Annotated in this window: 14 protein-coding genes; 10 read left to right on the forward strand and 4 right to left on the reverse strand. The window is 62.6% G+C overall.

Features of this window, described 5'->3' with window-relative positions:
- Window positions 1–1,012 (reverse strand): ammonium transporter (locus tag VNH11_32485; protein HVA51104.1); only part of this gene is annotated, 1,012 nt, incomplete at its 3' end.
- Between the two features lie 886 nt (window positions 1,013–1,898).
- Here VNH11_32485 and VNH11_32490 point away from each other — a divergent pair.
- The 3 genes from VNH11_32490 to VNH11_32500 are packed head-to-tail and all read left to right on the forward strand — an operon-like array spanning window position 1,899 to window position 5,587.
- On the forward strand, window positions 1,899–2,333 hold the full coding sequence (locus VNH11_32490; protein HVA51105.1) for a hypothetical protein: 435 nt from the start codon (window positions 1,899–1,901) through the stop codon (window positions 2,331–2,333).
- A gap of 11 nt (window positions 2,334–2,344) precedes the next feature.
- The gene (locus VNH11_32495) at window positions 2,345–4,249 is read left to right on the forward strand and encodes an AAA domain-containing protein (GenBank protein ID HVA51106.1); all 1,905 of its coding nucleotides are present in this window, start codon (window positions 2,345–2,347) and stop codon (window positions 4,247–4,249) included.
- 60 nt (window positions 4,250–4,309) lie between these two features.
- Window positions 4,310–5,587: an MFS transporter gene (locus VNH11_32500; GenBank protein ID HVA51107.1), complete on the forward strand. Its 1,278-nt coding sequence runs from the start codon at window positions 4,310–4,312 to the stop codon at window positions 5,585–5,587.
- Window positions 5,588–5,594: 7 nt separating this feature from the next.
- On the opposite strand, the gene VNH11_32505 is transcribed toward VNH11_32500, so the two are convergent.
- Complete coding sequence (locus VNH11_32505) at window positions 5,595–5,876, reverse strand: hypothetical protein (GenBank protein HVA51108.1); 282 nt, start codon at window positions 5,874–5,876, stop codon at window positions 5,595–5,597.
- Between the two features lie 133 nt (window positions 5,877–6,009).
- Here VNH11_32505 and VNH11_32510 point away from each other — a divergent pair, with 133 nt between their 5' ends.
- The 3 genes from VNH11_32510 to VNH11_32520 all read left to right on the forward strand — a co-directional run bounded on the left by VNH11_32510 (window position 6,010) and on the right by VNH11_32520 (window position 8,136).
- Window positions 6,010–6,342 (forward strand): hypothetical protein, encoded by a 333-nt coding sequence (locus tag VNH11_32510; GenBank protein ID HVA51109.1) that lies wholly within the window; start codon window positions 6,010–6,012, stop codon window positions 6,340–6,342.
- Window positions 6,343–6,345: 3 nt separating this feature from the next.
- On the forward strand, window positions 6,346–7,176 hold the full coding sequence (locus VNH11_32515; GenBank protein ID HVA51110.1) for a purine-nucleoside phosphorylase: 831 nt from the start codon (window positions 6,346–6,348) through the stop codon (window positions 7,174–7,176).
- Window positions 7,177–7,251: 75 nt separating this feature from the next.
- Window positions 7,252–8,136 (forward strand): alpha/beta hydrolase, encoded by an 885-nt coding sequence (locus VNH11_32520; GenBank protein HVA51111.1) that lies wholly within the window; start codon window positions 7,252–7,254, stop codon window positions 8,134–8,136.
- A 468-nt stretch (window positions 8,137–8,604) separates the two neighbouring features.
- Here VNH11_32520 and VNH11_32525 read toward each other — a convergent pair whose 3' ends face one another.
- Window positions 8,605–8,850 (reverse strand): hypothetical protein, encoded by a 246-nt coding sequence (locus VNH11_32525; GenBank protein ID HVA51112.1) that lies wholly within the window; start codon window positions 8,848–8,850, stop codon window positions 8,605–8,607.
- 432 nt (window positions 8,851–9,282) lie between these two features.
- Between VNH11_32525 and VNH11_32530 the strand changes: the two genes are divergently transcribed.
- The 4 genes from VNH11_32530 to VNH11_32545 all read left to right on the forward strand — a co-directional run bounded on the left by VNH11_32530 (window position 9,283) and on the right by VNH11_32545 (window position 13,651).
- Window positions 9,283–10,524 carry a hypothetical protein gene (locus VNH11_32530; GenBank protein HVA51113.1) on the forward strand — a complete coding sequence of 414 codons (1,242 nt, stop codon included), beginning with the start codon at window positions 9,283–9,285 and terminating at the stop codon, window positions 10,522–10,524.
- Window positions 10,525–10,680: 156 nt separating this feature from the next.
- The gene (locus VNH11_32535; GenBank protein ID HVA51114.1) at window positions 10,681–11,451 is read left to right on the forward strand and encodes a DUF4058 family protein; all 771 of its coding nucleotides are present in this window, start codon (window positions 10,681–10,683) and stop codon (window positions 11,449–11,451) included.
- Between the two features lie 238 nt (window positions 11,452–11,689).
- Window positions 11,690–12,589: an NAD(+)/NADH kinase gene (locus tag VNH11_32540; protein HVA51115.1), complete on the forward strand. Its 900-nt coding sequence runs from the start codon at window positions 11,690–11,692 to the stop codon at window positions 12,587–12,589.
- 36 nt (window positions 12,590–12,625) lie between these two features.
- The gene (locus VNH11_32545; GenBank protein HVA51116.1) at window positions 12,626–13,651 is read left to right on the forward strand and encodes a hypothetical protein; all 1,026 of its coding nucleotides are present in this window, start codon (window positions 12,626–12,628) and stop codon (window positions 13,649–13,651) included.
- A gap of 90 nt (window positions 13,652–13,741) precedes the next feature.
- On the opposite strand, the gene cyaB is transcribed toward VNH11_32545, so the two are convergent.
- Window positions 13,742–14,293, reverse strand: a complete 552-nt coding sequence (cyaB, locus tag VNH11_32550) for a class IV adenylate cyclase (GenBank protein ID HVA51117.1) — start codon at window positions 14,291–14,293, stop codon at window positions 13,742–13,744.
- Between the last annotated feature and the right edge of the window lie 25 nt (window positions 14,294–14,318).

Below are 14,318 nucleotides of genomic sequence, written 5' to 3' on the forward strand. Positions count from 1 at the left end.
TCAACACTGAAACCGGTGCGGTTACAAACGCGCAGGGTGCGGTGATGGCCACCAATCCGGCCAAAGCGCCGTTCAGCGTCATACCCAGGTCGGGTTTGCCCAGGATCAGCCAAGCCGTGGCCGTCGCTGTGAGCGTCGATGCGGCCGCAGCCAAGTTCGTGGTCACGGCGACCTCGGCAATCGCGCCAGGATCGGCCGCCATTGTGCTACCCGGATTGAAGCCGAACCAGCCGAACCACAGCACAAAGCAGCCGATGGTGGCCAGCGAGAGATTGTGCCCAGGTATCGCGTTGACTTTACCGCCGGGTCCGTATTTGCCAATACGCGGACCGAGAATCAGGATGCCCGCCAAGGCGGCCCATCCGCCGATGGAATGCACCTGGGTCGATCCGGCAAAATCAAGGAACCCCCAGTCATTTTGCAGCCATCCGCCGCCCCAAATCCAATGGCCCACCACCGGGTAGATGGCCAAGGCCATGATGAAGCTGAACAAGATGAACGAATGATACTTGATGCGTTCGGCGACGGCCCCGGAAACGATCGTTGCGGCAGTTCCGGCGAACACGAGTTGAAAGAAGAACTTGGCCCAGAGCGGAACCGACGTCCAGCTCAACGATGCGTACACACCTGTGGTATCTTCGCCTCCGTTGACCATCCATAGCCCTTCCTGGCCGATATAAGGCGATCCTTGACCGAACATCAGGCCAAAGCCCAACAGCCAGAAACCGATGGTGGTGACGGCGAAGACGATGAAGTTTTTCGAGAGGATGTTGACGCAGTTTTTCTGCCGGCACATGCCCGATTCGACACAGGCAAAGCCGAGGTTCATGAAGAACACCAACATCGCCGTGACCAACACCCACACGGTATCGGCCATCAATTTCAAATCAGCCGGCGTCGGAGGCGCCGGAGCGGGTGCCGCGGCCGGTTCAGTCGCAGCCGCTGCCGGGGCGTCGGCGGCAGGCTCGTCCTGCGCGCGCGCAAACACGCCGTAGCCGACCGCCAGAGCCAATGAAAGTAAACCCGTTCCAAACCATCGATAAACCGAGTTAGACCAGATTGTCGCCATAGCTTCACGCTTCCAGAAGGACCGTTAGGTAGAAAGAACCGCCGCCGAGCACTCGGCTGCGCTCGTCGATTGGACGTAGCGTAAGACAGCGCGGCCGTTCCCGGATGCCGCCCGGTTAAGCGATTGATGTGCCGGCACCCGATCGTGACTCATCGAACGCAGTCAGTTGGAACGAAACCCCTTACGCAAGAATCGCTTGCGCGCTATGTACCGCTGCGCAAGCCGCCCGTGGAGGGGCATGGTGTCGAATACTTTCGCCCATTTTTCAGGCAGTGACTGCTGACAAAGCGCGCAAAAAAACTTCCCCAAAAAGGGCACCCCGGCTTGGGCGAATGGCAAACCCATCCACCCAAGCCTTAGGGGCGTCCTTCCGGCTTGGCGGAAGCCAGAGACTCTTGGATCGTGGCAGACGATGCCGAGCGCGCATGCAGGAGGATGTGGGGTGTTGTCGGCCCTCGTATAGGCCAACGGAGAATTCCTATCGAGTCGCCCTTGACGCAGGCCGCCTCCGCTCCTAAAAGCACGTTCCACATCCTTGCCGGCCGATCGTGCCCTTGCCCATTCCATTCACCACCCCAGCTCGACTGCGCCCCCGCACGGGCAAAGCTCCCGCCTTCGCGCGCCGCTGGCGCCGAATCGTGTGCTGCCTCGCCGCCGGGGCCGTTCTCAGCACCGTTGGCTGCGGGCCTCTCGGCTATTATTCACTGGCACATTCCTTTTTAGCTCACCATGACGTCTTCAAGCCGATCGTGCCGGACGACTTCGACGGGGGCGACTGCGGCACAATCGCGGAAGGCAACGCTTGTTTCCATCGTAACGAGGAGGAGCCATGTCGAGACGCAAAACCGCACTTGCCCTGACGCTCGTGGCGCTATCGGCGATTGGATCGGCCGTGGCGGAAGGCACCATCTTTGGCAAGAGTCACCGCGGACGCCGTTCGCAGGGCGGCGGCGGGTCGATGAACACGGAGAACACGGTCCTCAGCGCCGACGGCACCACGCGCGTCAGCCTGAAAGTGCAACTCGAACGCGGCCTGCGGGCCATGCGACCGGTCGAGTTTCAGTTTCTCAAACAAGTGTTGCAGCAGGTCAAGGCGAACAAGCTGCCGCAAGACATGGTCGAGCAAGCGTTTCTGTGGGCTCAGAAGAAACCCGCTTATCGCGTGCAGTATTTCGAGAAAGCGCTGCAAGCCTTGGCCGAACGCGACAACATCAGTTTTCGAACGACCGTGTCGAGTTTCGATCCGGGATTCAATCAAGAGTAGTATAATGTGCTATGCCGCCGCCATCGACCGACGACCATTTTCAACGACTTGCCCGGCTGTTGGACCTCGAGAACCGCGCCGAAGCACAACGGGCCGTCGAGCGGCGGCGACGGCTGAAAGCGGCCGAAGCCGAAAAGACGGGGCAAACGCTGGTCGATTTGGCCATCATCGACGAAGAGGCCGGACTGGGCGGCCGTTACCTGATTCGTTTTGCCAAGCGCGGCCGCGGACTGCCTTGGACGCGGCTCGATGTCGGCAGCCCGGTGTTGCTCTCGCCGGTCGAAGGCGCCGCTGGACCCTGGCGCGGCGTCGTCTCGCAACGCACGCCCGACTCGATTCAACTCGCGCTCGACTACCTGCCCGATGAGATCAACGACGTCGAACGTTGGCGTTTCGACTTGGCCAACGACGAAATCGCGCTCGTGCGGCAGAAGGCGGCGATGGAACGGGCCCGCGCGGCGCGCGGCGACCGCCTGGCCGAACTGCGTCAGGTGCTGCTTGCCGAGCGCGGGCCGCGGTTCGCCGCCGAACGAGACGAGCCGCCGCTCAATTCATCGCTCAACGGACCGCAGCTTTCCGCGGTGCGCTTCGCGCTGTCGGCCCGCGACGTGGCGCTGATCCACGGCCCGCCCGGAACCGGCAAAACGACCACCGTGGTCGAGCTGATCCGCCGGGCAGTCCGCCGCGGCGAGAAAGTGCTGGCCTGCGCCGGCAGCAACATCGCCGTCGACAACATGCTCGAGCGATTGGTGGCGGCGGGCGAGCGCGCCGTCCGCTTGGGGCATCCGGCCCGCGTGCTGCCCGAACTGCAATCACACACGCTCGATTTGATGGTCGAAGATCATCACGACGTGGCTTTGGCCCACAAGCTTGTGAAAGAGGCGCTCGCTTTGTTCCGCAAGGCGGGCCGCTATACGCGGGCCAAACCCCAAGCAGGTTCGCGGCAGTCCACCCGGCAGGAAGCGAAAGCGCTGTTGGCCGACGCGCGGCGGCTGGAAACGCAAGCGGTCGAGCAGATTTTGCACCGGGCCGACGTGGTGTGCGCCACGACGACGGGCCTCGACGACGCACTGCTCGGCAAACGGCGGTTTGATCTGGTGGTAATCGACGAAGCATGTCAGAGCACCGAACCCGCCTGCTGGATTGCCATCAACCGGGGCGAGCGCGTGGTGTTGGCCGGCGACCACTGTCAGCTTCCGCCGACGATTGTCAGCGAGGAAGCGGCGGCCAAAGGACTCGGCGTCAGCCTGTTCGAGCGGTTGATGAACCGCTCGGCCGCCTCGATTTCACGGCGGCTGACCGTGCAGTACCGCATGCACAAGACGATCATGGGGTTTTCGTCGAACGAATTTTACGACGGCAAGTTGGTGGCCGACGCCGCGGTTGCCTGCCACCGGCTGTGCGACCTGCCGAGCGTGGCCGGCACGGCCCTGACGGAAACGCCCGTCGAGTTCATCGATACGGCCGGCGCGGGCTACGACGAAGAACAAGAGCCGGACGGTGAGAGCCGGCTGAACGTTCAAGAGGCCGAGCTGGCGATTCGCAAGGTCGAGGCGCTGTTGGCAGCCGGCATCCCGCCGCAATCGGTGGCCGTCATTGCTCCCTACGCGGCCCAGGCCCGCTTGCTGCGCGAGCGTCTTGAGGCGCCGGGGCTGGAGATCGACAGCGTCGATGGTTTTCAAGGCCGGGAGAAAGAGGCGATTGTGATGTCGCTGGTCCGCTCGAACCCGGCCGGCGAAATCGGTTTTTTGACCGACGTGCGGCGGATGAACGTGGCGCTGACGCGTGCCCGCCGCAAGCTGCTGGTGATCGGCGACAGCGCCACGCTTTCGAGCGACCCGTTCTATCGGCGGCTGTTCGACTACTTCGAAACCGTCGGAGCCTATCGCACCGTCTGGGAGGAACCTACGGAATAGGCGGCCAGCCGGGTGCCACGCCGTTGCTCGGCACATCGTTTGCGTCGTGCGACAACGCTCATGCAACGCAACGACGTTCGCCGACAAGCGATGGGCCTGGGAGAAACCGTCCGGCTGGGCTTCTTGTTCGGCGCGATCTATTTCATCCAGGGAATCAGCGATCCCAACACGGGGCTTCTGTCGCAGCCCGACAACTCGCTGTTGCGCGATTGGGGAAAGAACACCAGGCAAGTGGCGACGTTCGCGGCCTTGCTGGGCTTGCCGTGGTGCTTGAAACCGCTCTTCGGGCTGCTCTCGGATTTTGTGCCGTTGGGGCGCTACCGCCGCAAGAGCTATTTGATTGCGACCAGTTTGACCGCGTTGGCGGGCTTCGCCGCGCTGTATCTGACGCCGCTGGGCGAAGGCGACGAGCGCCCGCTGCTGGGCTGGCTGATGCTCGCCAGCCTGGGAATCATCTTTTGCGACGTGGTGGTCGACGCGCTGATGATCGAAACCAGCCAGCCGTTGGGCATCACCGGTCGCTTGCAATCGGTGCAATGGGCGGCCATCCACACCGGAACGATCCTGACGGGCGTGGTCGGCGGCATTCTCAGCGAAAAGCGGTTGCAGAAGGCGGGCTTCTTAATTTGTTCGGTGCTGATGGCGGCCACGTTCCTGCTGGCATTGCTCTTCATCGATGAGACGCCGCGACCGCCGACGCGCAACTGGCGAGGCTCGCTTCGCAAGCTAAAGCAGACTCTCAAATCGCCGGCCGTGCGGGCGGTCGGCCTGTTGGCCTTCGTTTGGAGCTTCAATCCTTTTACTCAGTCTGTGCTCTACATGCACATGACCGAAGCATTGGATTACTCCGAGGACTTCTACGGCAAAACGGTCTCCCTGATCGCGGTCGGCTCACTGGCCGCCTGTATTGCCTATGCGATTTACTGCCCGCGGGTGCCGATGCGTTCGCTGGTTCACCTCTCCATCGTGGCGGGCGTCGCGAGCTCTTGGGTTTACTGGTATCTTCCCGACCCAAAGGCGGCCGTGGCCGTCAGCGTGGTGTCGGGTTTCTGCTATATGACCGGCAGCATGGTTCTGGTCGACCTGGCTGCCCGTGCCTGTCCGCTCGACGCGCCCGGAACCTTGTTTGCCGTGTTCATGGCGCTCTGCAACTTGGGCGCAGCTGCAGGCACATGGTGCGGCGGTGCCCTCTACCACCTTGGCCGGAGTTGGGGCAGTGTTGCATCGTTCGACGCGTTGGTGTTCATCGCCGGCGCAACCACCGCAGCTTGCTGGCTCTTCGTGCCATGGCTGCCAAAGCAGCTCTTGGGCTTGGCCGAGGGACCCGAGCGCGCGTAACCCAGGCTCAGCGCACCGGCTGTTCCCGGTCATTCTTGTTCGCCTGCCGTTGCATTTTCTCACCCGCACGCTCGAGGCTTTTGCCGGTCTTATCGAGCACGTCGTCTCCCGCATGTTCGGCCCGCGACGGATCGAACGTCACCTCAACGCGGTTTTGCGGTCCCTGCTGGACAGTCAGCGCCCCCGTTCCCCACAGGACTCCCACGATGATGGCCACGACCAACAGCAGCCCCAGAAACAGGCCCAGTCCGCTGGGGCCTCGGTCTACGTATACGCGTTCTTCAACCATAATTGCACCTCCGCTGACGGTGGCTGCAATTAGGATGCCAGTCTGCCGGTTGCCCGAAGGCAATCAAGGCCGGTATACTCAATCGGAAGTATTCCGCCAATTGAGAAGCGAATCAGGGAGTAGCCAGGGCCACATGCCGCGAAAATCCAAGCACGAGGAAGACGACGAACCGGAAGAAAAGCACGAGTCGGAAGAAGACAAGCTGCTCGACGACGACGATATGCCGCTCGATGCGGCCGATTCGGGGGCGCTGACCAGCGCACTCGACGCCAGCAAGGTCGACGATGAGTTCGACGAAGATGACTTCGACGACGACTTCGACGACGACTTCGAGCAAGAACTCGACGACGAGCTGAACGAGGATCTCGGCGAGTTCGACGAGAAGATCGAAGGCGAAGCCGACGACGAAGCGGAGGAAGCGGAAGAAGACGACGATCTGCCCTTCGACGAAGCGGAAGAGCTCTGACGCATGCTGAACCTGCTGGCCCAGATCGACGAGGCGGTTGCGGCGGTGCGGCGGCGGTGGCCATCGACTGCCCGTGCCGGCATCATTCTGGGCACGGGCTTGGGGAGTCTGGCACAGCAGATCGAGACCGAAGCGACGCTCGATTACGAGTCGGTTCCCTACTTTCCGCGGTCGACGTCGATCGGCCACACGGGCCAGCTTGTGTGCGGCCGCTTGCAGGGACTGCCGATTGTGGCCATGGAAGGCCGCTTTCACGCCTACGAAGGCTACACGCAGCAGCAGATCACGTTTCCGGTGCGGGTGATGAAAGCGCTGGGGGCGGAGTTGCTGATCGTTTCCAACGCCTGCGGCGGCATGAACCCGCACTATGCCTGCGGCGACGTGATGGTGATCGACGATCACATCAACCTGCTGAACGGCAACCCGCTGATCGGCGTCAACGACGACCGGCTGGGGCCGCGGTTTCCCGATATGTCGCGTCCCTACGACGAGCGTCTCATCGACCGCGCCCTGGAGATTGCCCGGCGTGAGAACTTTGTGGCGCATCGGGGAGTGTACGTGGCCGTCACGGGACCAAACCTGGAGACGCGGGCCGAGTATCGTTTCTTGCGGCTGATTGGGGCCGACGTGGTGGGCATGTCGACCGTGCCGGAAGTGATCGTGGCGGCGCATGCGGGCATGCGCGTGTTGGGTCTCTCGGTGGTGACCGACCTTTGTTTTCCCGAATCGCTCGAGCCGGCCGACATCGGCAAGATTTTGGGATACGCGGCCGCCGCGGAGCCGAACCTGCGCAAGATCGTGCTGGGGGTATTGGACGCTGAATCGCCGAGGTAGGGTGGTACAAGCGAGCTTGCGAGCGCCGGCCCCCCAACGCCGGGTATCGCATTGGAATCGACGTCTTCTACCGCCATGCAGCTCAACGCAACCAAAGCGTCCGTGGCGCAGCGCGGCGAGCGGCGCACGCGGCGAATCGTGCGCCGCGCAATCGTCACCACGGCCACGCTGTTTGCCTTCGGATACCTTTTGATCCTGGTGCTCATGATGTTGGGTGAAGAGTCTCTGGTCTTCTTTCCGGACCGCAAGCCAATCGAAACGTGGGACCTGCCGGGCGTGGAACGGGTTCACTTTCAGGCGGCCGACGGCACGCGGTTGCACGGCTGGTATTTTCCGCACCGCGGTTCGCGGGCGGTGGTGCTCTTCGCCTGCGGCAACGGCGGCAACATCAGCTATCGCGCCGAGCGGCTGGCCCACTTCTGCCGACGACAAAACGTGGCCCTGTTCGCCTTCGACTATCGCGGTTATGGACTGAGCGAGGGACAGCCAAACGAAAGCGGCGTGCTGCTGGACGCCAGGGCCGCCCGTGCCTGGCTGGCCACGCGGGCCGGCGTGGCCGAGACCGACGTCGTGCTGCTGGGTGAATCGCTGGGCGGGGGCGTGATGGTCGATCTGGCCAGCCGCGACGGCGCTAGCGGGCTGATCTTGGAACGCACGTTTACCTCGCTGCCCGACGTGGGCGCAATCCATTTTCCGTTCGTTCCGGTGCGGCTTTTGATGCGCAGCCGGCTCGATTCGCTGAGCAAAATCGCCGCCTATCATGGCCCGCTGTTGATGTGTCACGGCGACGCCGATGAGATCATTCCCTTCGAGCTCGGCCGGCGGCTGTTCGAGGCCGCCAACGAGCCGAAACGGTTCGTGACGCTACGCGGCGTGGGCCATAACGAGCCGTTGCCCGAAGAATGGGACACGGCGGTGGATGAGTTCCTGTCGGGTTTGCCGGGGTCCAGGCAGAGTTAGGGCGTCTCAATCATCGATTGAGTTGGCCGTCTTCGAACGATGGCCAAGATCGGCGCGCTTGTATAAGCGGACGTCGATGCGTTCGATGGCAACGCTCCAAGTCTTGCTGAGCCCGGTGTTCCGGCTTGGAAACCGGCGCGCGGTCGCCGTTTTCCCACAAGCGCCGGCTTCAACTGGCAACCGTTGCCAGTTGGCAAAAGAGGGGGTACACTGGCACGCAACCGGACGAACTTTGCACACTGCAAATCGTGGCAGCCTTCCAAATTGGTTGGCAGCCTTCCAATCTCGTCGCGCGGGCAGCATTATCTAGCGACCGACCCGGTCACGGCCAGCGAATTGCGCGTCTTCGCGAAAACACGGGCCTTTTGCAGACGGGAGTTGCGCGCCTTCCCGAAAACGCGGCCGTCTTCAACGAGGGGTGTGCGGCGATCGTGGTGCAACGTTGCACCATCATTCCCCCCAAGGTATTTACTGTACGACCGGCGGGCCATGTCGCGCAATGAACTCTTTGATGGCTTTACGGGCGAGTTCCTCTTGTTCCAGCGTGTAGGCCCGAAGGAACTCGGCTTGCGGGGACTGTTTCAAGAGCAGTTCGCCGGCTTCCAACACGCCCCGAATTACTTCCATGCGTTGTTCGGGCGACAGGGCGCGAAAGCGGGCGGCCTCCTCCGCGATTACGTCGGCATCACTGGGAAACTTGATCGGAAGATTCATGTCGGTCTCGGCTCGCATTATCATGCAGTGTGACGCCATTGCCAACCGCGGTCAACGCCGGCCTTGCTGATCGGGATATGGCTCGAAGGCCGTGTTTGCACCTTTCCGGCGCGTTACAATTACGGACGCCGCCTTTGGTCGTGGCGGCGCACCTGGAGGAACGAGCGGCTATGGGTCGGAAACTTCGAGCATTCTCGCGTTATCGACCGCGCGTCTTGACGCTGGTCGTGTTTTGCATCGTCGCGGCCACGCTCGTGCTCGCCAATTTGAGCTGTGAACTCGTGAGGGCGGGAACAGGCATCACCCTGCCGATCAGGGGCATCTACGGGTGGCCGTTATGCTGGCACTGGCACAATCTGGCTCTGGGCACTGGCATGACCGGGGGACGGCATACACAGTTGGGGCTTTAGTGCGCGCCGTCTGACTGCGAACGTGGCGCTCTGGGTTCTCATGCTGGCCGCTTCAAGTGCGGCTTGCGAGTGGCTGCTGCGCCGTTACCGGCCGCGGTTGTGTTGGAGCCTGCGCACCATGCTGGCCGCGACAGCGCTGTTGGCCGCCTTCTGCGCTTGGTTTGCCGCGGCCCGCAAGCAGGCCGATCTTCAGGACCAGTTCATAACTGACATCAAGGGCGAGATCTGGTGGAAACGCTGGGGACCAGAATGGTTCGACTTTTTCGGTGCCGACCGTTTTCGGCGCCGAATCGTCGGCGCCAGTCTGCACTCTTACCGCGCCCTCGAGGATGCCCGCGTCGAAGGGTTTTTGCAGCGGCTGGCGCAATCGTCACGCCTGCAATACCTCTTCCTTGACGTTGAGCTACTGACACCGCAGATGGTAGACGCCCTCAGCGGCATGCCGCAACTTCGGATCCTGAGCATCGAAGCAGGTGCCGGGTTTTCGGATGACTGCTTGGCAGTCATCGGCAGGATGACGGAACTCGAGGTTCTCCAATTGGGAAGCAAGCCGGGAATGGGTGGCTGGACAGCAACGCCTCTTGCCACCGAAAGCCTGGCCTGTTTGAAAGGCCTGCGAAAGCTAAGGGCCCTCCATTTAGAGCGGACGTCTGCCGCAGTTCACGAAGTCGATCGCGGACCGCGGATGCTCAAACACCTGCCGACGCTGCCGCAGCTAGAAGTCCTCAACATTGGATATTCAGACGTTTGCGACGACGATCTTCCTTGTCTTGCAGTGGTGCCCCATTTGAGGTCGCTCAGTTTACTGGTTACCGACGTTACCCGTACGGGTCTGGCGCAGTTGGCACCCCTGGAATCCCTGGAAGAGCTGGCGATTGACGCGGACGCGGTGTCGGCGGCGGGGTTCGAATCGCTACTCGCATGCAGGCATCTCAAGAAACTTCACATCGGCGAAAGCTACCGGTTCGATCCATACGCCGAACTGCCTCTCGACGGCGGGACGACGGTGCAAGTGTCAAAGGGCGAATTCGACGGGTGCCTTAAGGCGTTGGGGACGTTGCGACGGTCCAAACCGGGGATTGTCGTCGACGGAAATCTTGGGGCGTTGGCTTGGGCTGGGCGCGGCCTTGTACCTTCAGAATACGGAGACGGGTTTGACCCTTGGCGTATCTGGGTGCCCGCGGCCGGCATCCGCTGGCTTACGCCGGCAGAGAAAGCAGCCGCCGACGCCTGGGTGGCGAAAATCGGGCCACCATTCCCTTGACTGATTCATTTGACGACAAAAAGCGCAGCGCCTAATCGATGCGGGGCATTATGAATTGACCACGGATGACGGATGACGCATGACGCCGATGGGAACGACATTGCACGACCGGCGAGGTAGAATGGGCGAGGTCACACGATCTCGGAGAAAAATCCCGTGCCATCCCCGTTTCCCGGCATGGATCCCTATCTGGAAGGCGACGATTGGACGAGCTTCCATGCGCTGCTCGTCACAGAAATCGCGCGCTATCTCTCGCCGCGGCTGCGGCCCAAATATGTGGCGCTGCCACAACGACGATTTGACGTGCTCGACGAAGACGCCGTCGCCATTGAAACGATCTATCCGGATGTTGGCATGGCCGCGGTTGAGTCCACCGCACGCCACGAACCGGTAGGCGAAGCGGTGGCCACGTCCCCCTGCGTTCTCGAGACCGTCATGGACCGCCGCGTCCCACAAATGTGGGTCGAAATCCGCGATGTCGCGGGTCGCACGCTGGTCACCACGGTCGAAATCCTGTCGCCGTGGAACAAACGCGGGCAAGGTCGCGAAGAGTACCTCGACAAGCGCCGCAAGGTGCTCATGAGCGCTTCGCACCTCGTTGAAATCGATCTCTTGCGCCGCGGCAAGCGGTTGCCCATGAAGGATGCCCTGCCGCCAGCCTCGTATTATGTCGTGGTTGCCCGTGCGAACGAGCGGCCGAAGGTGCAAGTCTGGCCGATCGCCCTCGACCACCCTTTGCCGACCTTCGGCGTGCCGCTGCTTGGAGGTGATGCCGACGTGGCACTCGACCTGCAAGCCTGCTTTCAGAATGTTTATGATCTGGGAGGTTTCGACCTGCTCGTCGATTACTCGAAACCGCCGGCCGTGCCGCTCCCGCCCGACCTGGCCGCTTGGACCACCGAACGGCTACGCGCTGCGCATCAGTAACACGACTGCCTGTTATACTGCACGCGAGGCAACGAGACATTTTCGGTGGCTGGGGCAGAAGCTGGCCGAGGGTGGCGCGGCAATCACAGAACGCCCCGTCGGCCAGCGATGCCCCGGTGGTGGCGCTACCGGGGCATCGCCGCGGCGGAGCGTCAAGTGGGGAACTGGCCGAGCGCGCGGCTCTGCCCCAGCCACCGCGATTGGTCTCAAAAACCGCCGCATGAAGTATATTTCGACTATGCTCACCAACCCCGCCACGGAGAATCCCGCATACCCTCGCGGGCGGCCGCGCGTCATGGTGCTGGGGTCGGCAGCCCTGGCCTCGGTCAACGCTCAAGCCGACCGCCTGCGGCAAACAATCGAACGACATGCCGACCTCGCACTGTGGGATCTCGGATTTCAGACCGATCTGGCCCACGTTGATGCCGACCTGGCCATCGTGCTGGGAGGCGACGGTTCCATTCTCCGCGCCGCCTATCAAATGGGATACCGCCAGGTGCCGGTTGTCGGCGTCAACTTGGGCAAGCTGGGATTCCTGGCCGATCTTTCGCCCGATGAATTCGTTGCCGCCTTTCCGAAAATCTGCTCCGAGGCGCCGCGCGTGGTCGAGCACCTGATGCTCGATTGCCGCTTGCAAAAGCAGGGCGCGGCGGACGCCGCAGGCCAATTGGGGCTGAACGAGGTGGCGATTCTCGGCGGCAAACCGTTTGCGATGCTCGAAGTCCATCTCTACGTTGACGCGGAATTGGTCACGACCTATAGTTGCGACGGCCTGATTGTCAGTACGCCGGTCGGATCGACGGCCCATAGCCTGTCGGCAGGCGGGCCGATCTTGCGGAAAGACCTGCAAGCGTTCGTCATTTCGCCGATCAGCCCGCACGCACTGACCAATCGTCCGGTGGTCGATTCGGCCGATCGCGTCTACGAGTTGGTGGTGCCGCGTCCCCACGCCGGCACCGCGGTCGTGATCGACGGCCGGGTGTTCGCCTCGCTGGACGCGGGCGACCGAATACGGATACAACGAGCAAGCCCGCGGTTCAAGCTGGTGGAAGTCGCCGGTCACAGCTACTACCGCACGTTGCGTCACAAGCTCGGTTGGAGCGGAAGCCTGCGGTCGGGCGACCCGCGGCCGGGGTAGGGCCTGATTTACTGAACTCGAAAGGATGCGAGTGTCATGTTGCGGTTCACGATTGTTCTGACACTGGCCACTTCGGTGGTCTGCGGTTCTCTGGCATTCGCGGGCAGCCCCAGGCCCAAGCGAACCGCACAGCCCCGCAAGCCCGCCGCGCCAGCAGCGCTGCCGGCCAAAACAGCCTCTGCCAAGCCGGTCGCAGCCCAGCCGGCCGCCGCCGCAACCCCTGCCGACGATGCGCCGCAGGCGGGCACCAAGTCGTACAAGCTGCGGTACAAGTTCCGGCCCGGCGAAACGATGCGTTGGGAAGTGGAGCACCGGGCCAAGGTGCGAACCACCGTGCAGGGATCGACGCAGACGGCCGAAACCTTCAGCAGCTCCATCAAGGTCTGGAAAATCGAGTCGGTCGACGACGAGGCGAACGCCAAATTGATCTACTCGGTCGAGCGGGTCGACATGCGGCAGAAATACGACGGCCGGCAAGAGACGCACTACAACAGCGACACCGACGAAGCGCCGCCGCCCGGCTACGACGGGGTGGCGGGCGCGGTCGGCAAGCCGTTGGCCGAGCTGACGCTGAACCCGCTGGGCGCGGTGGTGAAACGGGAAGAGCGCTATGTGCAGGCCGCGCCGCTGCAAGAGAACGTCACGCTTCCGTTGCCGGAAAACGCGGTCGCGGTCGGCGAGGAATGGACGATGCCGGCCGACATCACGGTGACGCTGCCTTCCAAGTCCACCCGGAAGATCAAAGCACGGCAGCTTTACCGGCTCGACGCGGTCGACGACGGCATGGCTACGATCCACCTGGAAACGCAGGTGCTGACTCCTTTGAACGATCCGGCCATCGAATCGCAGCTCGTGCAGAGCAAAGCCAACGGCACGGTGAAGTTCGACATCGCGGTCGGCCGCATCCTGTCGCAGCAAAGCGACGTCGACGAGCACGTGTACGGCTTTCAGGGACCGGCCAGCAACTTGCACTACGTGATGCGTTTTAGCGAGAAGCTCTTGCCCGACATGAGCCGGGCGGCGGTTTATCCGCCCGCACTGAAGCAACGGACAACCAAGTAAGGTCCCACTCTGGGCTGAAGGCAAAACCTGGAACTATCCGGAGATGGCCCACGGCTGCCTGCATCGTCGCAACGAGCAGGAGATCGCCTGCTATCGGCTTGCCAGCAACAGCTCGAGATAACTGCGGCGCTCGTCGCGGTCGAGTTTCAGTCTCACTGCCAGCGACGTCAGGCACTGACGGGCGGCGGCCAAACCGTCGTCGTCGGCCGCCGTCTCCAACTCCACAAAGCTGCCCAGCGAATCCACTTCGTCGAGCGCAATTTCGACGTCGTGCCCTTGCCACTCGATGACGGCCGCCCGACGGTGCTTGCTCACCTCCGCAACCGGCCGGAAACCGAGGGCCTCGAGCAGGGCTGCGTGCCGTTGCGCGCCTGCGAGTCCGCCTGACAGCTCCACCTCGATCTCCCGCCGCGTCTTGGAGCTCGAATCGATCTTCGGTCCTTTGTAGGTCATCGAAGCCTTCTCACCGACTCGCCGAATGCGCAACGCCTCGTCGCTCGCCGCGAAATCACGCGCAGGGTGGGAATAATAGGTGTCGACCTGCTGCTCACGCGGGCCAAACGCGCCGCCCACACCGCGAATGCCCTTGGCCAGCGGGCCCTCGTCTTCGATCCGGTATTTTCTTTCGACTTCGTACTTCACGTTGGCGTCACCGATGATGTCAATC

The organism is Pirellulales bacterium (assembly GCA_035533075.1).
Classification (GTDB): Bacteria; Planctomycetota; Planctomycetia; order Pirellulales; family JAICIG01; genus DASSFG01.